This is a genomic window from Haloferax mediterranei ATCC 33500 (assembly GCF_000306765.2).
In the GTDB taxonomy this organism is placed as follows: Archaea; Halobacteriota; Halobacteria; order Halobacteriales; family Haloferacaceae; genus Haloferax; species Haloferax mediterranei.
In genome coordinates, this window is the sequence record NC_017941.2 from 1,539,043 (window position 1) to 1,559,031 (window position 19,989).

The following is a 19,989-nucleotide window of genomic DNA, read 5'->3' on the forward strand; positions in this document are numbered from 1 at the left end:
TGGACCAAAAGGAACGAGGGGGGTAAGACGGGGTTCGAGTTCGATTGCAGGGGCAGACGACGCACGGAGTGGAAGACCAAGCGTCTGCGGGGACCGAGACGAATCCGGAACGGGGGTGCGTGTACTCGGTTAGTCTTGCCCGTGGTTGCGCCCGAGGACGAGCGTAGCCGCGTGCAAGGCAATGAGACCGGCGAAGAGGGGGAGTTCACCGGAATCGAGACCGCTCGCAAGCAGGGGCAGGTATGCGAGGGGCAGGGCAATCGCCGACCAAAACGCGAAGACCTTGAGCGGTTCGAACGCAATGCGGCCGAGCGTCGACGCAGAGTCCAGTGCGAGCGAGTCAGACGTGGAGGGGATTCCGGACATCGTCATTTCTGCATACGACGGGGACCATCATATAAGGGGCCGAGCGTTACCGTGAATTCGCTTCCTTTTCGGTTCATTCAACCATGTCCCAAACGAGACATTCTTCTTTCGTAATGTTTTACAAACGCCTTAAATCGTCCGAGAAGTTTTATCGACGGCTCTCGTAGTTTTTCGGAGATTCCGGAAATACTGTCTGCATTCATCTTCGAGTCACACACAGGCACGAAATAATGGGTTGCCGAAGGGTGTTCAAAACCAATCGCGCGACGAGGTTTGGGGCCACATAACCGAGGGGCCAGCGGCGGGAATGGTCAGGAAGGCAACAATAAACCAAACATATGCGAGAAGGTGTGTGAATAGGACCCTGTGATTTTATATTTCGGCCTAACTCGTACACGAACATGACGAAAGACGACTCCGAAGGGATGACCTACGCCGATGCAGGCGTCGACATCGAGGCGAGCGAGGCCGCGACCGCGGCGCTCGTTGCGCAGGTTGGCGGCGGGTCGGGCGACTATGCCGGACTCCTCGACATCGGCGACCGGTATCTGGGACTCGCTACCGACGGCGTCGGGACGAAACTCCTCGTCGCGGAGGCGCTCGGTGACTACTCGACGGTCGGTATCGACTGTATCGCGATGAACGCGAACGACCTCGTAGCTGCGGGTGTCCGACCCGTCGCGTTCGTGGACTACCTCGCGGTCGACGAACCGGACGAAACGTTCGCCGAACAGGTCGGTCAGGGACTCGCCGCCGGTGCCGAGGAAGCGGGCATCGAACTCGTCGGCGGCGAGACGGCAGTCATGCCCGAAGTCATCAACGGACTCGACCTCGCCGGAACCTGCGCGGGGCTGTCGAAGAAAGACGCCATCTTCCCGGGCGAAGCCGAAGTCGGAGATGTTCTCGTCGGCTTCCCCTCCTCAGGTATTCACTCGAACGGCCTCACACTCGCCCGAAAGGCCGCCACCACCGACGGCGACTACGACGACGCGTGGGACGGCGACGACTACGACACCATCGGCGAGGCGCTTCTCGAACCGACGCGTCTCTACACGTACCTTCTCGACGACCTGCGCGCGGCCGAGACGAACGCCGCAGCCCACGTCACCGGTGGCGGATGGACAAACCTCGAACGCATGGGGGAGTTCCACTACGTCGTTGACGACGCGTTCGACCCGCAACCGGTCTTCGAGTTCATCCAAGCACGTGGCGGCGTCTCAGACGAAGAGATGCACAAGACGTTCAACATGGGGACCGGCTTCGTCGCTGCCGTTCCCGAATCGAATGCGGACGAACTCGTCGAAGCGACAGACGGCCGTGTTATCGGCAAGGTCGAGGCAGGTGAGGGCGTCTCGATTCGGGGACTGGAATTATAAAACCAGAATGAACCCAGAGGATGTGGCAACCAATTAACTATTTACTATTCTATTTCCAATATGACATGTGGCACAACCACCACCAACTCCGAGCGGGATGCCACTCGTCGGACATAGCGTCGATTTCGCGTTCAATCCTTTCGATACGGTGGCTGACCTATTGGCGAACTACGGGGTCGGCGACGCAGTCGGGCTTGATGTGGTGGGTCTGGGTGACCTGTATGTGGTTGCGCACCCCGACCACTTCGAGCGGGCGCTCGTAACCGAGCGCGACGCCGTCACCAAAGGACACGAGTTCGAGGCCGCATTCGGTGATGCAGTCGTTGCCAGCGAGGGTGATAACTGGCGACGACAGCGGGCGGAACTTGACCCGTTTTTTACCCGGGGTCGAGTCAACGAGCACGCGCCGGTGATGCGTCAGCAAATAGAGCGACGGCTCGAGACGTGGCCCCAGTCGGGAACCCTCTCACTCGAAACCGAAATGAAATCGATGGCCCTCGAGGTCATCTTTGCGACCGTCCTCGGGCGAAAACTCGATATCGGCGCCGACGAACGGGTTCGAGCCGCATCGGACGGCCTCAATGGGCGGTTCGCACCTGCGTCGTGGGTGCTCCCCGCGTGGGTTCCAACGCCGAGCCGCCGCCGGTTCAGGCGAGCAGAGAAGATGCTCCGCGAAGAGGTGCAACAGCTCATCGAAACCGCAGACGAGGACAGCCTCACAAAGCGCCTCACAGATGCGCTCGGAAGTGACTACCCGGAGACGGCCGAGTCGCTGGAGAACCAACTCATTGGAATGATATTCGCCGGTCACGAGACGACCGCACTGGCGCTCACATATACGGTGTACGTGTTAGCCGCACATCCCGACGTCCGCAAACAGGCCGTCGAGGAGGTGGACCGCGTCGTCAGCGACAGTCCAGTGACAGTCGACGAGTTAGGTCGACTTCCGGTGCTCGAACGAGTGATAAAAGAGGCGCTCAGGCTGTACCCGCCGGTTCACACGATTCCGCGTGAGACGACGAAACCGCTCCCCGTTGGGGAACGAACCATTCCTGCAGGCTCGGACCTCCATCTCTCTGTCATCCGTGTACACCGCGACGAACGCTGGTACGACGAGCCGTTCTCGTTCGATCCGGACCGGTGGACCAAGGCTATCGACCGGCCGGTCTATGCGTACTTGCCCTTTGGTGCTGGACCACGAAGCTGTCTGGGCCGGGCGTTTGCGCTTACCGAGATGAAAATCGTACTTGCGACGATGCTCCGGGAGTTCGAGATTGACTGGGGGAAAGACAAGCCGATAGAGATTATGCCGGAGATGACGACGCAGCCGAAGGGACAGACCCCTCTCGTCGTCCGCCGACGTTAGATGTGGGCGGCGATGTCGGCTTCGGTGATGATACCGACTGTTTCGCCACCTTCGACGATGATAATGGCCGAATTGTGGTCGAGGTACACGCCGATTTCGTCGAGCGTTGTGTTAGGTTCGACCGTCGTGACGCCTTCGGACATTACTTCGTTCACCGGTCGGTCGGTGACGTTATCTTCCTGAACGTGCCGGATATCCGCGGTCGAGATGATACCCAGCGGGCGACCGTTTTTGATGACCGGCAACTGCGAGAACCCGGTGTCGAGCATGATGTCGCGCGCTTGGCGGACGGAGTTGTCTGGTTCGACGCTTCGAACCGTCGTGTTCATGATGTCTTCGGCGCGGACGATTCGACCCTCTGCTTCGTCTAATGCTTCCACGATACGACGGAGCGTCGAGAGACGCGGGTCGACATCGCCACCCTCGATGCGGGCGATGAGTGGCTGTGAGACGCCCGCCATATCGGCGAGTTTACTCTGCGTTAGCTCCAGTGAGTTCCGACGTTCCCGGAGGTCCTGTGGCGTGGGGAGTTCCATGCCGTGCAGATAACCCATGGTTATGAAAAAGTTTTCTGGTCGCTCACTGAGTGTGTCATCGGTTACGCGCGTAAAAATCGAGTGTCGTAGCCGGTCGGCACACGGCGTGTCTCGGCTGGCGACGTCGTTCTCGGAGGTTACTGTTCTTCGTCGTCGAACTCCCTCACGTCGATAACGTCGAGGGGAACGTCACGGAGCGCGCCGCCGACTTCGCTCTTTGCGATACGAGAGGCGTGCTTTTCTCCGTCTGCGTTGAAAATCTTGATTTCGAGGAGTAGACCGACGAGTGCGGTGTTAGCCGCGATGAACGCGGAGTCGAACGGTTCGCCACAGGCGGGACACGGCGTCGCACCGACTTCGACTTCGACGTACTCCTTGTCCTTCTGATTGAGACGCTTGCCAGCTTCGCTGACCGCGACGCCGATGGCGTCGTCGATGTCTTCGACGTCCCGGACCAACCAGGCCGCCTCCATCGCGACGAGATAGTTGCTCATACATACGTTACGCACCGGTGGGGTTTCGTGTCTTGTGGTTCGCGCGGCGGGTTGTTAGTGGGTTACATGCCCACGGATACACATCCCACATGCAACCGTGTAGAACCATGACAATTGCGGGACGGCAGCAACCTTACCCCGGTCTCGACTCGCGCACGTACTGCGCATGCCACCCGGATAATCGTCATAACTTATGCGAATCCGCTCGGGGGGTGACACGCGACTCACGCCAAATGGTCGGATTCGTTGAAGGAGAGACAAGTACAGTTGAATCGACAGACGGCTCCGGGTTCCGATAGTCACCGTGGAGAGAAGACTTATAGTGGGGGACCACCCGAGCCACGACTGAGGACAACGGTAATGTTCCACCGCCTGACGAAATACATCCTGTTCGCCGCTTACCAGCTGTCGGTCGCAACCGGCATCGCACTGCTCCCCATCGCACTCGCTGCACGTCGAATGGGTGTGACCCTCCCAATCCACCGACTCGTGGAAACAACCGGAACTGCCTACGAGCGCGCTGCGACCCGCTAACCCGGGCCACACCGCTATATTTGTCGACTCCGCTCCGAGAGCGGCGCCGCCGATAGCGGGCGTCAGACAGTATATCACCGGCAACGGCGAGGTGAAGGGTTGCATTTATCAGCGCCGAAGTGTAATCGCAGACAATGCGTACCCCGACTCACGACGAGTTCTCTAGCCGTCTCGACTCACTCAACGGCGACCACTCGAACGTGTTCGGTCCCGAACTCGGCGAGTTCCCGCACGCCGAGCGTCGAGCCGACTCGCTCGGTGACAAAGAGACGAAGACCGGAACGACCACGGTCGGTATCAAGACGGACGAAGGCGTCGTCCTTGCAACTGACATGCGCGCAAGCCTCGGCCACATGGTCTCCTCGAAGGACGTCCAGAAGGTCGAAGAGATTCACCCGCGAGGCGCACTGACCATTGCGGGGTCGGTCTCCGCGGCCCAGTCGCTCATCAGCTCGCTCCGCGCGGAGGTTCGACTCTACGAATCCCGCCGCGGCGAGGACATGAGCATGCAGGCACTCTCGACGCTCGTCGGTAATTTCCTCCGCTCGGGTGGCTTCTACATCGTCCAGCCCATCCTCGGCGGCGTCGACGACGAGGGTGCACACATCTACAGCATCGACCCTGCGGGCTCCATCCTCGAAGAGGAGTACACTGTCACCGGCTCCGGCAGCCAGTACGCCCTCGGTGTGCTCGAACAGGAGTTCTCAGAGGACCTGAGCATCGACGAGGCCAGAGAGGTCGCTACGAAGGCGATTCGCTCCGCAGTCGAGCGTGACCTCGCGTCGGGTAACGGCATCAACATCGCCGTCGTCACCGAAGACGGCGTCGACATCCAGCGCCACGAAAACTTCGAAGGCCTCGACTTCGAATAAGGCCGTACGCGGTTTCTCTTCGTTTCCGCCGGTCGCGTACCCGCGGGACTCGCGTTTCAATCGCCTCTCGTCGTTTTCGACGCGGCTCACCGCTTCTGGCCGCTTCCCAGTCGGCTGCAATCGCTTCTCAGCCGTCTGCTTCCGGGAGCGGCCGAAGGAGTCCGAACCAGGCTCGGTAGACGGTCGCGCCGAGGAGGTGTCCGAGCGCGAAACTGTCATTGAATGATTCGCTACGGGACGACAGCCGAACATCGACGGTCGTCGTCACGAGGCTGGCGAGAAAACGACGACGCCGACTCGTCCGAATCTGCCAGAAATCGCGGTCGTTCGCCCACAGGTGGCCGACCCCGCGGACCCCTCCCGCGACGAGTCCAACGAGAGACAAGCGAGCGGGCGCGTGCTGTTCGTCCTCGCTGTCCTGACGTATCTTCCGGAGCAGGAGCATCCAGAGCGACGCGAGAAGCGAGAGGCCGAGTTGCACGAGCGCTTTCGTTCGACGGGTGACCATACCGCGCCTTGGTCGGGCGACTCAATAGTTGTTTCTTCGACAAAATGTTGGGGGGGGAGACCCGCGAGGCTCGTTCGGGTCCGGTCGCGTTAGAACCAGTCCGCGAATTCCCCTTCGAGGAGCGTTTCGGACTGGTGTTCGACGTACTCGCGTTGCATCGTCCGGAGCGCCGTCTCGAAGTCAGCACCGTCGTCGAGCACGTCGCTGACGCGGGCGCGCTTCCAATCGGCCGGCGTAACCCCCGTTTCGACCCGCTTGCGAAGCGGTTCGAGGTAGTAGTTCGCCTCTTCTTTCGAACACCCTGCGAGTCGAAGGCCGTCGCGGGCGTGGACGAGCAAGTCCTCGTAGAGTTCCGCACCCGACACCTCGTTGCCGTCGGCGTCGAGCCAATAGATGTCGCCGTGTGGACCCTCTCGCATCGCGGTGTAGAAATTCTCCTCCGCGGTTTGCCAGTCGATGGCGATAGCGGGGTGGTCCTGTCGAGGGAGTCGCTCCATGAGTCCCGCGAAGGCGGCTTGGAATGCCACGGAGTCGCGGACGGTTGGCTGTCCCGCGATGGGGCGGAACTCGATTCGGGCGTTCGCCGAGGAGCGAGACGCGCCGTCGAACACCGGGCGGACCCAGCGCCAGTAGGTGCCGTGTTTGCGGCGCAGCGTGGCGAACGCGTCGTCGAATCGGTCGCCACGCTCGACGGACATGGGAACCATCGTCGAGTCCGAAACGACGCGGTCGACGGCGTCTTCGACGGTGTCGAGGTCGCGGGGGAACATGACCTTCTCGTGGTCGCCGGAGTTGAGCACCGATTCGAAGACGGCGATTCGGTGTTCGTCCCAGCCATCGTCGAGTATCTCCGCCGTCGTCACATCGTCGTCGTAGAGGTCGGCCGGGAAGAACGGCGAGTTGACACCGAGAGCTAAGAGCGGCCCGGCGATGCGGAGCGCGTAGTTAAAGAAGTGCGGCAGGTCCACCGCGTGCGGCACCTGATAGTGCGGTTGAATCGACGTGATAAGCGCCTCCGGCATCACGGTGTCCGCTTCGAGGGAGACGTGAGGTGCTTCGAGGGTGAACGACGACGGAGCCGTCGGACCGTTCGCCATCGCGTGATACCGGACCGAATTGCTCATGTTCGTCGCGAGTCGGACGCCGCCGTCGGTGACGGAGTCGGTGAGGTATTCGCTGGCGCTTTCTCCGGCGGGCGGGATGCTCCACATTCCGTCGGAGACGAGTCGCATCCCCTCAGCGGCGGCGCAGTCGAGCGCGGCGTCGAGACGGGCGCGAACCTCGGACTCCTGTGCGCGAAGCCCGTGGGCGTTCAGCGGTTGCGGACTCGTCGTCATCTCGGCGTTGTGGAGTCCCAACTCCTTTTCGAAGCCCATGAGTCCGAGCAGTCGCCTCGGAACTCGCATGAGCGCGTGGACGTCGTCTTCGCTCGCGGACCACCGGCCGTCGGAGACGGCGTAAAACTCGTACTCCAAGCCGACGATGGACTGATGGTTGTCGAAGGTCCCCTCACGCAGTTCGTGCTTGAGCACCTCGGCGTCGGCGTTTGCTTGCGCTTCGAACTCGGCCGCGTCGACCGCGAGCACGTCTTCGACGCGCTCTGCGAGGTCGTCGCTCATACCCGAGGTTCAAACATCGAGACCCTTGAACGTCCCGGCAAGACAGTCGTTCGACAGCGAATCACATCCCCGACGACTGTCGAGACGCTTTTGCTCCGGGCGGCGATAGTCTGCGTCGATGGAGTTCGCCGAGTTCGCAGCCCGCGCCGCCGAGATTGAAGCCGAGAGTGCGGACCTCGCCGTCGTCTCGCTCCTTTCGGACCTGTTTCGCGACGCGGACGACGACCTCTCGACGGTCGCTCGCTTCGTTCAAGGTCGCGTGTTCCCGGCGTGGGATTCGACTACCCTCGATATCGGCCCCCGGCTCTGCCACGAGGCGATTGCCCGCGCCGCCGGACCGAACGTCTCCGCCGACGACGTAGAAGACCGCCTCGCCGACCGCGGCGAAATCGGTGCAGTCGCCGCAAGCTACGATTTCGGCGGCCAACGCGGCCTTGCCGCTTTCGGGGCTGGCGGCCAAGACGGCTTGACCGTCGCTGAAGTCGATTCCGAACTGCGCGCGCTCGCCGCCGCGTCGGGGTCGGGAAGCGAAGAAACGAAGCTCAAAACGCTCTACGGCCTGTTCAACCGAACCGACCCCGACGAAGCGCGCTTCCTCGCGCGACTCGTCCTCTCCGAGATGCGTATCGGCGTCGGCGAGGGAACCGTCCGGGACGCAATCGCCGAAGCGTTCCTCGTCGCACCCGAAGACGCCGCTGCCATCCGCGACGACGACGTAGACACGGAAACCGAGACGGCCGCCCGCGAACGACGCGACGAAGCCATCGCCACCGTGGCCCGTGCGCTACAGGTCTCGAACGACTACGGCATGGTCGCCGAAGTCACCCGCGATGAGGGCGAATCCGGTCTCAGCGAGGTCCGTCTCGAAGTCGGACGCCCGGTGCAGGCGATGCTGGCGCAAGCCGGGACTGCCGCCGACGCGCTCGACGAGTGGGAGACTGCGGCGGTCGAAACGAAGTTCGACGGCGCTCGCGTGCAGGTCCACCGGGACGAAGCGGGCGATGTGTCGCTGTTCTCCCGGAACATGGAGGATGTGACGAACGCGCTCCCCGAAATCGTGGAATTCGTCGAGGACGCGGTCGACGAGCCAGCCATCCTCGACGGCGAGGTGGTCGCCATGGACGACGACGGCGAGCCACTCCCGTTTCAGGAGATTCTCCGGCGTTTCCGCCGCAAGCACGACGTGGGTCGGATGCGCGAAGAGGTCCGCGTCGAACTCCGGGCGTTCGACTGCCTCCACGCCGCCGGCGACGACCTCCTGACGGAACCGCTTACGACCCGACACGACCGACTGGCAACGGTTCTCGGGCCAGACTCCGACGCCGTTTCCGACCTGCTCCTCTCCGACTGCCCCGACGAAGTCGCCGCGTACGAATCCGAGGCGCTCGAAGCCGGCCACGAGGGAATCATGCTGAAGAACCCCGACGCGGCCTACTCACCGGGCGACCGCGGGAAGAACTGGCTGAAGCGCAAACCCGACGTGGAGACCCTCGACCTCGTGGTGACGGGTGCCGAGTGGGGCGAAGGCCGCCGCGCGAAATTCCTCGGAACGTTCCTGCTTTCGGCCCGCGTCGACGACGAGTCCGGCGACGACGAATTCGAGACTATCGGCAAGGTTGCGACGGGCATTACCGACGAAGAACTGGTCGAACTCACGGAGCTACTCGAACCCGAAATCGAACGCGAGTCGGGCAAGGAAGTCGATATTCGCCCGTCGGTCGTCTTCGAAGTCGGCTACGAGGAGATTCAGGCGTCGCCGACGTACTCGTCGGGGTACGCGCTTCGGTTCCCGCGATTTATCTCCGTACGGGAGGACAAAACCGCGGAAACGGCCGATTCGCTGGAGCGCATAGAGCGGTTGGCCGAGTCGCAATAGGACAAAACAACCTGCAGTAGTCGCGCTTTTTATTCGGCAGACCCACCTCACAGCTATGACTATCAGACACGACGGCCTCGACGTTTCGTGGCTCGGCTACGCGACCGTCCGCATCGAGTCGCCAGACGGCTTCGTCGTCTATTTCGACCCCGGCCGGTACGGCGTCCTCGACGACTACTACGCCCGCGACGGCGACCTGATTCTCGTCACGCACGACCACCACTACGACTCGGACGCCATCGAGCAGGTGGCCGATTCGGATGCGACCGTCGTCGCCTTCGAGGGAGTCGATGCGGCGAACATCGACCGCGACGTCGTCCCCGTCGAAGACCTCCCGTACGAGACGGTTCGAGTCGACGAAGAGGATTTCCTCACCGTCGGCGAGGTGGATGTGTGGTCGCTTCCGGCCTTCAACGACCCCGACGGACCGCACCTCCGGGAGAACGGCGAGCCGTACCACCCCCGGGGACTCGGCTGTGCGTACCGCATCTCTATCGGCGGTCGGTCGGTCTTCTGGCCGGGGGATTCGGACGTGCTCGAAGGGTTCCGACACCTCGAAGTCTCGCTGTTCCTCGCCAACATCGGTGGCTCGGTCGTGATGGACCGCCACGAAGCCGCCGACCTCGCGGAGACGCTGGACCCCGACCTCGTGTTGCCCGTCCACTACGACACCATCCCGGTTCTCGAAGCCGACGAAGAGGCGTTCGTCGTCGACGTGGCGAAACGTGGGATTCCCGTCGTCTTCGACGACCCCGAGGAGGTCTAACTCACACCGTGGGTGTACGTGTTCGAGGACAGAACGATTTTGCCCCGCCGGACCGTCCGTCCACGCATGGACCTCGACTACGGTACGCTCGATGGCCGGCGTCCCTACTATCGATTCGGTGATTCCGACGCCGACCCGCTTTTCGTGCTGCCCGGTCTCTCCGATGCCTTCCAACGCGAGGAACCGAACCGCGGTACTGCGATGATTCTGTCCAGTCTCTTCCGGGAGTTTTCCGACCGCGACGTGTGGGTCGTCGGTCGACCGCAACACCTCCCGGTCGGGTCGTCGACGCGGGACATGGCCGCCGGCTACGCAACCGTCATCGACGAACACGACCTGTGGCCGACAGACGTTATCGGCGTGTCGATGGGCGGACTCGTCGCCCAGTATCTCGCCGCAGATTACGGCGACTACGTCGACTCCGTCGCTCTCGTCTCGGCCGGGACGCGACTCGGTGGCCACGGTGAAAACGTGATGAGACGATGGCGAAACTTGGCCGGCAAAGGGAAATGGGCCGACATTGTCGCCGAGATGGCGCGCGAATCGGCGACCGGCTACGAACAAACGCTTGCTCCGACACTCCTCAAAGCCGCTGGCCGATTCGTCGACTTCCGGCCCGTGGTTCCCGCTGACGCAGTTATCTCCTGTACTGCCTGTCTCGAACACGATTCGCGGGAGATTCTGGACGATATCGACGCACCGACTATCATCGCCGCGGGCGATGCCGACCGGTTGTTCCCGGAGCCTCGACTTCGCGAGGCGAAAGACGGTATCGACGATGCGACACTCGCCCTGTTCAAGGGCGAAAGCCACGACCTCGCGACGAGCGAGTCGAGGGAACTAAACGGCATCCTCAGACGGTTCTTCGACGGGTTCCGCGGTGACGGGCTACATCCCTAACACCCCAAACTGCGGGTGCTGAGACGAGAAAATCTGTGAAAATTGACCGTCGAGTAGCCCGGCGGCTTAGATAATGCCCATCTCGTCGAGACGGGTCGGGAGGTACTCTTCGGTCACGAAGTCAAGCCCGCGGGCGGCGAGTGCCTGCTGTTCTGCCTTCTTTCCGATGTCGAGTTGGAGTTCGATTTGCTCCTTCCAGTAGTCGGTCATAAAGCGTGGGTCTTCGAGTTCGGACTGGAGCGCGTTGATGTCCGAGTCCGCAAGCGGGTCGGTCGGCAGGTCGTAATCGACGATGTCCTGCGGTTGGATGCCGATGAATTTGGCCTCCGGAGTTGCGAGATACTCCGAAAGGTGTGCGGACTTGATGGAACCGTAGGCGACAGAGCCGTAGATACGGTACGACCACGGGTCACCGTCTGTGAACACCACGACGGGCAGGTCGAGTTCGTCGTGCAGGCGCTTCGTGATGCGACGAGTCGCCCGCGCGGGTTGCCCCTTCAGGTGGACGATGAGGACGTTGTACTGCTCGTCGAACCCGTTTTCGATGAGGCGGTCGCGCATACCACCGGTCTCGACACAGAGGACGAAGTCGATGTCGTGGTCGAGGAACTGGATAGTGTCGGGATTGTTCGGAATCTGGTAGCCACCCTCGCCAACGTCCAGTTGGCAGTGGATATCGCGCTCGCCGCGACGGGTCTGCTCTCGGAGTTCCAGCGGTCCCATGAGGGTCGCACCGGACTCCTCGGGACGCATGTGGAAGTCCTCGCGGGTAACCTCCGAGACGATTTCGAGGTCTTCGATGAGTTGGTTCGACTCGTCTTGTCCCGAGAAGTGGGCCTCCTCTGCATCCCACGATTCGGAGAGGTAGTACAGCTCACGCAGGGTCGACGAGCGGTCTTCCTCTAACTGGCGTGCGAGGAACTCGATAGTGTAAGCGGCCTTCAGGAGCTTTCGCGCGCCGCGGACGCTGTTGGCCGAGCGCGTCGAGGTTCGGTCGCCGTAGACCCAGACGTTCGCGTCTTCGTCGTACTCGATGTTGCTCTTCGTCCGCGTCGGGAGTTCCATCGTCGGAATCTCCCCCGCGTCGAACTGGTCGTAGAACTCCGCTGCGAGGTCCATGAGTCGTTCGCGGGCGAGTTCTTCGGAAGTCTTCGATTCGGATGCCATTATACGTTCACCGTGAGTTTCTCCGTCTCGACGCCGTCGACGTTGATGTCGAACGACGCGTCCTGTTCGACCGAATAGGTGAGTGTCGCCGTCTCACCGGACGACACCTCGGGATTCCACTTGACGAACCACTCGCCGTCGAGGTCGACAACCGACGCCTCGCCGTTGAGGCCCTTCGGTTCCGCAGAGACGATATCCGTGATATCGGGCGACTCGTTGGTACTGGAGTAATTCTTCACCGAGAGCGTGACCGTCCCGTCTTTGACGGTTCGTTCGATGCTCACGTTGTTCATGATGCGTGCGAGTGCGCCCTCGATGTTCGGTTCGTCACGCTCGGTGACTTCCGAGAGCTTCGTCGCCATCTGCGGAAGGATGCGGCCGAGCACGTCCTGCTTCTTGCGGCGCTTCTGGAGCGACCGACGCTTCGAGAGATAGGACTTGAGTTCGCGGGCCGCCTCGCGAATCGCGAGTTCGACCTCGTCTTGAATCGCCGGCACGTCGGCGAGCGCGTCCTTCGACTCGCTCGTGAAGGGAACGTTCGTCGAGGCGACGTGAATCATAAGCACGGCGGGGCCGTTCGGCATTCCGCTGCCGCCCGGTTGGTCGAGGTTGTAGTTCCGCCACCCGATGTCCTTCACGACGTGCGTGATTGCACACGCCCCCCGCTGATACACGAGCGGGACGCGGTTGGCGAAGCGAAGCAGGTCGATGCTGCCTTCGGACTTCAGTTCGCCGCCGTAGGCGATACCGGCTTCGACGATAAACGGGTCGCCGCCGTGGACTTCCGCATCGCGGGTTGCCGCGGCGTAGAAATCGGCGTCGAACTCCTTTTTCAACCCCTCTTCGACGAGACCGGCGGAGATTGGCGACAGACAGTCCGTCGGCGGCGCGAGGATGTCCGTCTCGCGCATCGCTTCGAGCAAGTCGCGGGCGATATCGCGGTTGTCGGCCATGTCGCGGACTTTCGGCACCTCGTCGGAGACAGTGCGCATGCGCGACCAGATGGCATCGACGATTTTCTCGCGAGCCGTCTCGCCGTACGTCTCGTCTTCGCGTTCCTTGGTTCGTTCCGCCGCCCACGAGACGAACTCCGAAATATCGTCGTGGGTCGCACGGTCCGCCAAGTCGGTCGTTTCGGCGAACTGTGTGGCGATAGACCGCGCCATCGACACCTTGCCAGCGTCGTCTTTCTGCGTGGTCGTCACGTCGTCGACGATAGCGTACGTGTCGCCTTCGCGGTCTTCGGAGAGGACGGGCCAGACGGCCTCGACGACGTTCGACTGAACCGTGTCGCCGAACGACGTGTCCGTCTCGTCGCCGACGGATTCCGCGACGTTGCCGACGATAGTAACGAGTTCGCCGTGTGCGACTCGGTCTTTACCGACGAGGATATCGACCAGTTCCTCGGCGAACGCCGCCGTGGCGTCTTTGCCTTTGTTGGCGACGGCGTCTTCGACGACGGCGACGAGTTCGTCGGACTCGGTCGCAGCGGGCGTTCGCCACGTCATCTCGCGGCCGAAGTGTCGGTCGCGGAAGGCGTCGTGAATCTTGCTGGAAGTCTTCGCGCCGACGCGCGTGAACTCCTCTTGGAGGAAGCCAGAGACGGAATAGGACTCCGTCGCCGCGAGCATCTTCAGTAGCGTCCCGAGTTCGACACCGTGGGGGTGCGGGCGAATCTCGGTCGTCTGTTCGGGAAGTTGGTCGGTCGCCCGCTCGAACTTCATCGGTTCGTCGAGACCGGGTTCCCGAAGTTCGAGTCGTGCGTGCGGATTCACGACTGCGGTGTGGAGGATGTAGTCGTGGAGTTGCTGGCGCGCCCGCATGTTTGCCTCCATTTCCAACTCGATTCGAGTCCCGTGGGGGCGGTCCCACGAAGTCGTCTTCTCGGTTCGAATCTCGGGTTCGTTCTGGTCCGTGTTGATGACGAGTTCGAAGTACTCGGCGTCTTCTGCGCCTTGTGTGCGACTCGTCACTTTCGCGGGTTTCCCGCTGGTTAGTTGTGAGTAGAGAACTGCCGCAGAGATACCGATACCCTGCTGCCCGCGGGACTGTTCGCGTGCGTGGAAGCGAGAGCCGTAGAGGAGCTTCCCGAACACTTTGGGCACCTGTTCTTTCGTGATGCCCGGCCCGTTGTCTTCGATAACGAGGCGGTAGTAGTCGCCCGCCTCGGCTATCTCCACGTAGATGTCGGGCTGGATGCCCGCTTCTTCCGTGGCGTCGAGCGCGTTGTCCACCGCCTCCTTGACGGCGGTGACCAACCCGCGGGCTCCGCTGTCGAAGCCCAACATGTGCTTGTTCTTCTCGAAGAACTCGGCGATGGAGATCTCCCGCTGGCCCTTGGCCAACTCCTCTGCGATCCCCGGCTCGTCACCGAGTGTCGACTGGAACGACGTCATTTCCTGTTCCGCATCTACCCAGTCCCGCGTTAAGTACTCACCGGCAGCGGAGTGAAAGTGAACGCGGGTCTCACGGGGTGTGGGCGATGATACCAACGGAACAGCGAACGAGAGATAGACAGTCACAATCATAATCGGATCGCCGAACGCCGAGACCGCCAGACCGCGCTAAACTGGCAAAGCGATACTTCAGTAAGTAGTTCGCGCCCGCGCGTGCGAGCCTTTAAGGGACGGGCTATCCTAGGCCATTTCAGATGTCACAGGATAACGAGTACGGGGCCGGACAGATTCAGGTCCTCGAAGGGTTGGAAGCCGTTCGAAAGCGTCCGGCGATGTACATCGGGTCCACCGATTCTCGCGGACTCCATCACCTCGTCTACGAAGTCGTCGACAACTCTATCGACGAAGCGCTTGCGGGGTACTGCGACGCTATCGAAGTAGCCCTCCACGAGGATGGTTCTGTCAGCGTCACGGACAACGGCCGCGGTATTCCGGTAGATACGCACGAACAGTACGACCGACCCGCACTAGAGGTCATCATGACCGTCCTCCACGCAGGCGGGAAGTTCGACAACAAGTCCTACCAGGTTTCCGGGGGACTCCACGGCGTCGGTGTCTCTGTCGTCAACGCGCTCTCGCAGAAACTCGAAGTCGAAGTCAAGCGCGACGGCGCAGTCTGGACGCACCGCTTCGAGCACGGCGAACCGAAGCCGGACCAGTTCGAGCGCGTTCGCGACCTCGAACCCGGCGAAGATACCGGAACCACCATTCGATTCTGGCCGGAGGGAGAAATCTTCGAGACGACCGAGTTCGACTTCAAGACGCTCGAAAACCGTCTCCGCGAACTCGCGTTCCTCAACTCGGGCGTCGAGATTACGCTCACCGACGAGCGAACCGACAAATCGAGCACCTTCCTCTTCGAAGGCGGCATCCGCGAGTTCGTCGAGTACCTCAACGAGACGAAGACGGCGCTCCACGACGACCTCATCTACTACGAAGACGAGTCCGAAGGCATTGAGGTCGAAATCGCCATGCAGGCGACCGACGAACTGCAAGGTTCCATCCACGCCTTCGCCAACAACATCAACACGCGCGAAGGCGGGACGCACCTGACCGGGTTCAAGACCGCGCTGACCCGCGTCGTCAACGACTACGCGAACTCCGAGGGGATGCTCTCGGACCTCGACGGCGACAATCTCCGCGGCGAGGACGTTCGTGAGGGTCTCACCGCCGTCATCTCGGTCAAGCACCCCGACCCGCAGTTCGAGGGGCAGACGAAGACGAAACTCGGCAACTCCGAGGTTCGTGGTATCGTCGAAAGTGTCACTCACGAGCAACTCGGGACGTTCTTCGAGGAGAACCCGGACACGGCGACGGCCATCATCTCGAAGGCCGTCGAGGCCGCTCGCGCCCGCAAAGCCGCAAAGCAGGCCGAGGAACTCACGCGCCGCAAGTCCGCACTCGAATCAACGTCGCTGCCGGGCAAACTCGCGGACTGTCAGACGCGCGACCCCACGGAGTCCGAACTGTTCGTCGTCGAGGGTGACTCCGCAGGTGGCTCTGCGAAACAGGGCCGCGACCGCAAGTTCCAGGCGATTCTTCCCCTCCGCGGGAAGATTCTGAACGTCGAGAAACACCGTCTCGACCGAATCCTCGAAAACAACGAAGTTCGAGCGCTCATCACCGCCATCGGCGCGGGTATCGGCGACGAATTCGACATCGAGAAGGCGCGCTACCAGCGCATCATTCTGATGACTGACGCCGACGTTGACGGAGCACACATCCGAACGTTGCTCCTGACGCTTCTGTACCGGCACATGCGCCCCCTCATCGAAGCGGGCTACGTCTACGCGGCGCAACCCCCGCTGTACCGCGTTCGCTACCGCGGCAACACCTACGATGTGATGACCGAGGAGGAACGTGACCGCATCATCGAAGAGAAGTGCAACGGCAACCCCACGCAGGTCCAGCGGTTCAAGGGTCTCGGCGAAATGAATCCCGACCAACTGTGGGAGACGACGATGAACCCCGAAAACCGCGTCCTCAAGCGCATCACTGTCGAGGACGCCGCCGCGGCCGACCGCATGTTCAATATCCTGATGGGCGACGCCGTCGGTCCGCGAAAGCAGTTCATCAAGGACCACGCGACAGACGCCGAGTGGGTAGATATCTAATATGAGTTCTGACGCACCAGATACATTCGAACCCGACGCGGGCATCGCGGCGGAAGTGAAGAACGCACGCATCGAAGACGAGATGGAACAGTCGTACATCGACTACGCGATGTCGGTCATCGCGGGTCGCGCACTCCCCGACGTGCGCGACGGTCTCAAGCCGGTCCACCGGCGTATTCTCTATGCGATGCACGAGGCTGGCGTGACCGCCCACTCGTCGCACCGAAAGTCCTCGTCCATCGTGGGCGAGACGATGGGTGACTACCACCCGCACGGCGACTCCGCCATCTACGACGCCCTCGCGCGCATGGCGCAGGATTTCTCCATGCGCTACCCCCTCGTCGACGGGCAGGGGAACTTCGGGTCCGTCGACGGCGACCCACCGGCCGCGATGCGGTACACGGAAGCGCGGATGTCCCCCATCGCCGAGGAACTCCTCGAAGATATCGACAAGGACACCGTCGACTTCCAGTCGAACTACGACGACCGCATGCAGGAACCGACGGTCCTCCCGTCGTCGTTCCCGAACCTGCTCGTCAACGGTTCGTCGGGTATCGCGGTCGGGATGTCCACGAACATTCCGCCGCACAACCTCGGTGAGGTCATCGACGCCACCGTCGAACTCATCGAGAATTCCGACGCGACCGTCACGGACCTGATGGAACACGTCAAGGGCCCCGACTTCCCGACCGGCGCGAACATCGTCGGTCGAAACGCGGTCCACAAGGCGTACAAGACGGGTCGCGGCCGCGTTCGCGTCCGCGCCGACTACGACGTGTTCGAAGAGGAAGGCCGCATCGTCATCAACGAACTCCCGTATCAGGAAAACAAGGCCCGCCTCATCGAGCGCATCGCCGACGACGTAAACGCCGGCAAAATCGAGGGCATCCGCGACATCCGCGACGAGTCCGACCGCGACGGCATCCGCGTCGTCATCGAACTCAAACGTGGCGCGATGGCTGAAGTCGTCAAGAACCAACTGCTCGACAACCACCTCGAATCGACCTTCGGCGTCATCAACCTCGCACTGGTCGACGGCCAACCGAAGGTCCTCACGCTGAAAGAGACGCTGCAACACTATCTCGACCACCGCCGTGACGTGGTTCGACGGCGCTCCGAGTACGAACTCGCCGAGGCCGAAGACCGCGCACACATCCTCGAAGGCCGCCTGAAGGCCCTCGAAAACATCGACAACGTTGTCGAGACCATCCGGAACTCCGAGAGCCGAGACGACGCCAAAGCCGCACTCCGTGGCGAAGTGACAGTCGAAGTCGACGGCGAGGCGCTCCCGTCGTTCGACTTCTCCGAGGACCAGGCGAACCACATCGTCTCGATGCAACTCGGTTCGCTCACCTCGATGGAAGCGGCCGAAATCGAAGACGAGTACGAGGAGGTCGAAGCGACTATCGAGCGCCTCGAAACCATCCTCGCCGATCAGTCCGAACTCGACGCCGTCATCGAGGAGGAACTCCTCGAAATCAAAGACGAGTACGCCGACGAGCGACGGACCTCCTTCGTCGCCAACACCGGCGAGGTCACGCGTGCCGACCTCATTCCCGAGGAAGACGTGGTCGTCATCGTCAGCGAGGACGACTACATCAAACGCATGCCTGTCTCCCGATTCCGCGCCCAGAACCGCGGCGGGAAAGGCATCATCGGTACGGACCTAAAAGAAGGGGACAACGTCTCGTCGGTGTTCGTCACGAACACCCACGACGACCTGTTGTGCTTCACCAACCACGGACAGGTCTACCAACTCAAGGCCTACCAGGTGCCCGAGATGTCGCGAACGGCCCGCGGGAAGTCCGCGGTCAATCTGCTCGACTTCGACGACGGTGAGGAGATTACCGCCGTCGTCAACTGCGACGACTTGGAGGAAGTCGACGGCTACCTGACGATGGTAACCCAGAGCGGTTACATCAAGCGTACCAGCGTCGATAACTTCCAGAACATCCTTTCGACGGGTATCATCGCCACCAAACTCGACGAGGGCGACGAACTCGCCGACGTGGAAGTCACAGACGGCACTCACGACCTCGTTATCGGCACCGAGCAGGGGATGTCCATCCGGTTCCACGAGGATGAAGTCCGCGCGATGGGTCGTTCGGCCCGCGGCGTTCGCGGCATCAAACTCGAAGACGACGACGTAGTCGCCGGTGTCGCCGCCATCGACGAGGACCACCACAGTTGGGTGCTCACCGTCACCGAGAACGGCTACGGGAAGCGTACCGACATCGACGCCTATCGCTCGCAGTCGCGCAACGGGAAAGGTCTCATCGACATCAAGGCCAACGAGCGAAACGGCCCGGTCTGCTCTATCAACACTGTCGGTGAAGGCGACCACCTCGTCGTCATGTCCGACGAAGGGCAGATTCTCCGGACCCCCGTCGAAGACATCTCGACGGTCGGCCGCAACACGATGGGCGTCATCGTCATGGACCTCGATGCGGGCGACACCGTCGCCTCCGTCGACGTGATTCCGCCGAAGATGACGACCGAAGAGGAAGAACTCGAAGACGACGCGGACGCTGAGGCGGAAGTCGAAGCGGTCGCCGACGAAGAGTAAGCCGATACCCGGAGACGCCGGGACTCTTTTTGTTGTAGTATGCCGGTGCCGTGATGTGAGGAGCGTCTATCACGCCGCGTTTCGCTCCAGTTCCGCCACCGTCGCAACCATGCTACCGACGAACCCAGTGCCAATGACGAGAAACTGGAGTCCGAGACGGAGTTCGAATGAGACGGGAAACGACGAACCGATGCCGACAGTCGCTGCGATTGTAATGAGAACAGTACCGAGTGTGGACCACTTGTTGCTCCATTCGCTCCCGGGGTAATGAGCGGAATACTGCCGTTCGCCGTACACCACAGTAGCGAATCCTCCACCCCACGCAATCCCCGTTGCAAGCGCCAAGCCGACGTTTTCGGCGAGCCAGTAGAGTCCACTACCAACAAGCACTGCCACGAGAAGGCCGACGAGCGACGGGAGCGTCCTGTGACTCATCACCAAAAAGTGACAATCTGATTGTAAATATTCTCCGT

General features: G+C 61.8%; 17 protein-coding genes. 9 read left to right on the plus strand and 8 right to left on the minus strand.

Annotated features, from left to right (window positions below; all coding sequences use genetic code 11):
• Nucleotides 1-129 precede the first annotated feature (129 nt).
• A complete protein-coding gene (locus tag HFX_RS07920; RefSeq protein WP_179955376.1) occupies nt 130-366 on the minus strand; it encodes a hypothetical protein in 237 nt (78 codons plus the stop codon).
• A 401-nt stretch (nt 367-767) separates the two neighbouring features.
• Here HFX_RS07920 and purM point away from each other — a divergent pair, with 401 nt between their 5' ends.
• A complete protein-coding gene (gene purM / locus HFX_RS07925; RefSeq protein ID WP_004056823.1) occupies nt 768-1,742 on the plus strand; it encodes a phosphoribosylformylglycinamidine cyclo-ligase in 975 nt (324 codons plus the stop codon).
• A gap of 97 nt (nt 1,743-1,839) precedes the next feature.
• A complete protein-coding gene (locus HFX_RS07930) occupies nt 1,840-3,108 on the plus strand; it encodes a cytochrome P450 (RefSeq protein ID WP_004056821.1) in 1,269 nt (422 codons plus the stop codon).
• Here the strand turns inward: HFX_RS07930 and HFX_RS07935 are convergent.
• Together HFX_RS07935 and HFX_RS07940 are read right to left on the minus strand one after the other, a co-directional pair.
• Nucleotides 3,105-3,644 carry a CBS domain-containing protein gene (locus HFX_RS07935; RefSeq protein WP_004056819.1) on the minus strand — a complete coding sequence of 180 codons (540 nt, stop codon included), beginning with the start codon at nt 3,642-3,644 and terminating at the stop codon, nt 3,105-3,107. The genes HFX_RS07930 and HFX_RS07935 overlap by 4 nt on opposite strands.
• Nucleotides 3,645-3,781: 137 nt before the next feature.
• Nucleotides 3,782-4,138 carry a DUF555 domain-containing protein gene (locus tag HFX_RS07940; protein WP_004056817.1) on the minus strand — a complete coding sequence of 119 codons (357 nt, stop codon included), beginning with the start codon at nt 4,136-4,138 and terminating at the stop codon, nt 3,782-3,784.
• A gap of 360 nt (nt 4,139-4,498) precedes the next feature.
• Here HFX_RS07940 and HFX_RS20015 point away from each other — a divergent pair, with 360 nt between their 5' ends.
• Entirely contained in the window at nt 4,499-4,672 is a 174-nt protein-coding gene (locus HFX_RS20015) for a hypothetical protein (RefSeq protein WP_004056815.1), read from the plus strand.
• A gap of 134 nt (nt 4,673-4,806) precedes the next feature.
• On the plus strand, nt 4,807-5,544 hold the full coding sequence (gene psmB, locus HFX_RS07945) for an archaeal proteasome endopeptidase complex subunit beta (RefSeq protein ID WP_004056813.1): 738 nt from the start codon (nt 4,807-4,809) through the stop codon (nt 5,542-5,544).
• A 127-nt stretch (nt 5,545-5,671) separates the two neighbouring features.
• Here the strand turns inward: psmB and HFX_RS07950 are convergent, their stop codons facing one another.
• The gene (locus tag HFX_RS07950; RefSeq protein WP_004056810.1) at nt 5,672-6,052 is read right to left on the minus strand and encodes a hypothetical protein; all 381 of its coding nucleotides are present in this window, start codon (nt 6,050-6,052) and stop codon (nt 5,672-5,674) included.
• Between the two features lie 89 nt (nt 6,053-6,141).
• Complete coding sequence (locus tag HFX_RS07955) at nt 6,142-7,671, minus strand: hypothetical protein (protein ID WP_004056808.1); 1,530 nt, start codon at nt 7,669-7,671, stop codon at nt 6,142-6,144.
• 118 nt (nt 7,672-7,789) lie between these two features.
• Here HFX_RS07955 and ligA point away from each other — a divergent pair, with 118 nt between their 5' ends.
• The 3 genes from ligA to HFX_RS07970 all read left to right on the plus strand — a co-directional run bounded on the left by ligA (nt 7,790) and on the right by HFX_RS07970 (nt 11,213).
• On the plus strand, nt 7,790-9,547 hold the full coding sequence (gene ligA / locus HFX_RS07960; RefSeq protein ID WP_004056806.1) for an ATP-dependent DNA ligase LigA: 1,758 nt from the start codon (nt 7,790-7,792) through the stop codon (nt 9,545-9,547).
• 55 nt (nt 9,548-9,602) lie between these two features.
• Nucleotides 9,603-10,313, plus strand: coding sequence for an MBL fold metallo-hydrolase (locus tag HFX_RS07965; RefSeq protein ID WP_004056805.1), 711 nt, complete (start codon nt 9,603-9,605; stop codon nt 10,311-10,313).
• A 66-nt stretch (nt 10,314-10,379) separates the two neighbouring features.
• Nucleotides 10,380-11,213 (plus strand): alpha/beta fold hydrolase, encoded by an 834-nt coding sequence (locus HFX_RS07970; protein WP_004056803.1) that lies wholly within the window; start codon nt 10,380-10,382, stop codon nt 11,211-11,213.
• Between the two features lie 66 nt (nt 11,214-11,279).
• On the opposite strand, the gene HFX_RS07975 is transcribed toward HFX_RS07970, so the two are convergent.
• The gene (locus tag HFX_RS07975) at nt 11,280-12,380 is read right to left on the minus strand and encodes a DNA topoisomerase IV subunit A (protein ID WP_004056801.1); all 1,101 of its coding nucleotides are present in this window, start codon (nt 12,378-12,380) and stop codon (nt 11,280-11,282) included.
• On the minus strand, nt 12,380-14,776 hold the full coding sequence (locus tag HFX_RS07980) for a DNA topoisomerase VI subunit B (protein WP_004056798.1): 2,397 nt from the start codon (nt 14,774-14,776) through the stop codon (nt 12,380-12,382). The genes HFX_RS07975 and HFX_RS07980 overlap by 1 nt, the downstream gene beginning before the upstream one ends.
• A 254-nt stretch (nt 14,777-15,030) precedes the next feature.
• Between HFX_RS07980 and gyrB the strand changes: the two genes are divergently transcribed.
• The gene (gene gyrB, locus HFX_RS07985; protein ID WP_004056796.1) at nt 15,031-16,950 is read left to right on the plus strand and encodes a DNA topoisomerase (ATP-hydrolyzing) subunit B; all 1,920 of its coding nucleotides are present in this window, start codon (nt 15,031-15,033) and stop codon (nt 16,948-16,950) included.
• Nucleotide 16,951: 1 nt separating this feature from the next.
• Entirely contained in the window at nt 16,952-19,516 is a 2,565-nt protein-coding gene (gyrA, locus tag HFX_RS07990) for a DNA gyrase subunit A (RefSeq protein ID WP_004056795.1), read from the plus strand.
• A 69-nt stretch (nt 19,517-19,585) separates the two neighbouring features.
• Here the strand turns inward: gyrA and HFX_RS07995 are convergent, their stop codons facing one another.
• Nucleotides 19,586-19,951, minus strand: coding sequence for a hypothetical protein (locus HFX_RS07995; RefSeq protein WP_004056793.1), 366 nt, complete (start codon nt 19,949-19,951; stop codon nt 19,586-19,588).
• Nucleotides 19,952-19,989 lie beyond the last annotated feature (38 nt).

Excerpts from the sequence above, each read along its gene's own strand:
- HFX_RS07920 (WP_179955376.1), bottom strand. The coding sequence starts at position 366 with ATGTCCGGAATCCCCTCCACGTCTGACTCGCTCGCACTGGACTCTGCG.
- purM (WP_004056823.1), top strand. The coding sequence starts at position 768 with ATGACGAAAGACGACTCCGAAGGGATGACCTACGCCGATGCAGGCGTC.
- HFX_RS07930 (WP_004056821.1), top strand. The coding sequence starts at position 1,840 with ATGCCACTCGTCGGACATAGCGTCGATTTCGCGTTCAATCCTTTCGAT.
- HFX_RS07935 (WP_004056819.1), bottom strand. The coding sequence starts at position 3,644 with ATGGAACTCCCCACGCCACAGGACCTCCGGGAACGTCGGAACTCACTG.
- HFX_RS07940 (WP_004056817.1), bottom strand. The coding sequence starts at position 4,138 with ATGAGCAACTATCTCGTCGCGATGGAGGCGGCCTGGTTGGTCCGGGAC.
- HFX_RS20015 (WP_004056815.1), top strand. The coding sequence starts at position 4,499 with ATGTTCCACCGCCTGACGAAATACATCCTGTTCGCCGCTTACCAGCTG.
- psmB (WP_004056813.1), top strand. The coding sequence starts at position 4,807 with ATGCGTACCCCGACTCACGACGAGTTCTCTAGCCGTCTCGACTCACTC.
- HFX_RS07950 (WP_004056810.1), bottom strand. The coding sequence starts at position 6,052 with ATGGTCACCCGTCGAACGAAAGCGCTCGTGCAACTCGGCCTCTCGCTT.
- HFX_RS07955 (WP_004056808.1), bottom strand. The coding sequence starts at position 7,671 with ATGAGCGACGACCTCGCAGAGCGCGTCGAAGACGTGCTCGCGGTCGAC.
- ligA (WP_004056806.1), top strand. The coding sequence starts at position 7,790 with ATGGAGTTCGCCGAGTTCGCAGCCCGCGCCGCCGAGATTGAAGCCGAG.
- HFX_RS07965 (WP_004056805.1), top strand. The coding sequence starts at position 9,603 with ATGACTATCAGACACGACGGCCTCGACGTTTCGTGGCTCGGCTACGCG.
- HFX_RS07970 (WP_004056803.1), top strand. The coding sequence starts at position 10,380 with ATGGACCTCGACTACGGTACGCTCGATGGCCGGCGTCCCTACTATCGA.
- HFX_RS07975 (WP_004056801.1), bottom strand. The coding sequence starts at position 12,380 with ATGGCATCCGAATCGAAGACTTCCGAAGAACTCGCCCGCGAACGACTC.
- HFX_RS07980 (WP_004056798.1), bottom strand. The coding sequence starts at position 14,776 with ATGACGTCGTTCCAGTCGACACTCGGTGACGAGCCGGGGATCGCAGAG.
- gyrB (WP_004056796.1), top strand. The coding sequence starts at position 15,031 with ATGTCACAGGATAACGAGTACGGGGCCGGACAGATTCAGGTCCTCGAA.
- gyrA (WP_004056795.1), top strand. The coding sequence starts at position 16,952 with ATGAGTTCTGACGCACCAGATACATTCGAACCCGACGCGGGCATCGCG.
- HFX_RS07995 (WP_004056793.1), bottom strand. The coding sequence starts at position 19,951 with ATGAGTCACAGGACGCTCCCGTCGCTCGTCGGCCTTCTCGTGGCAGTG.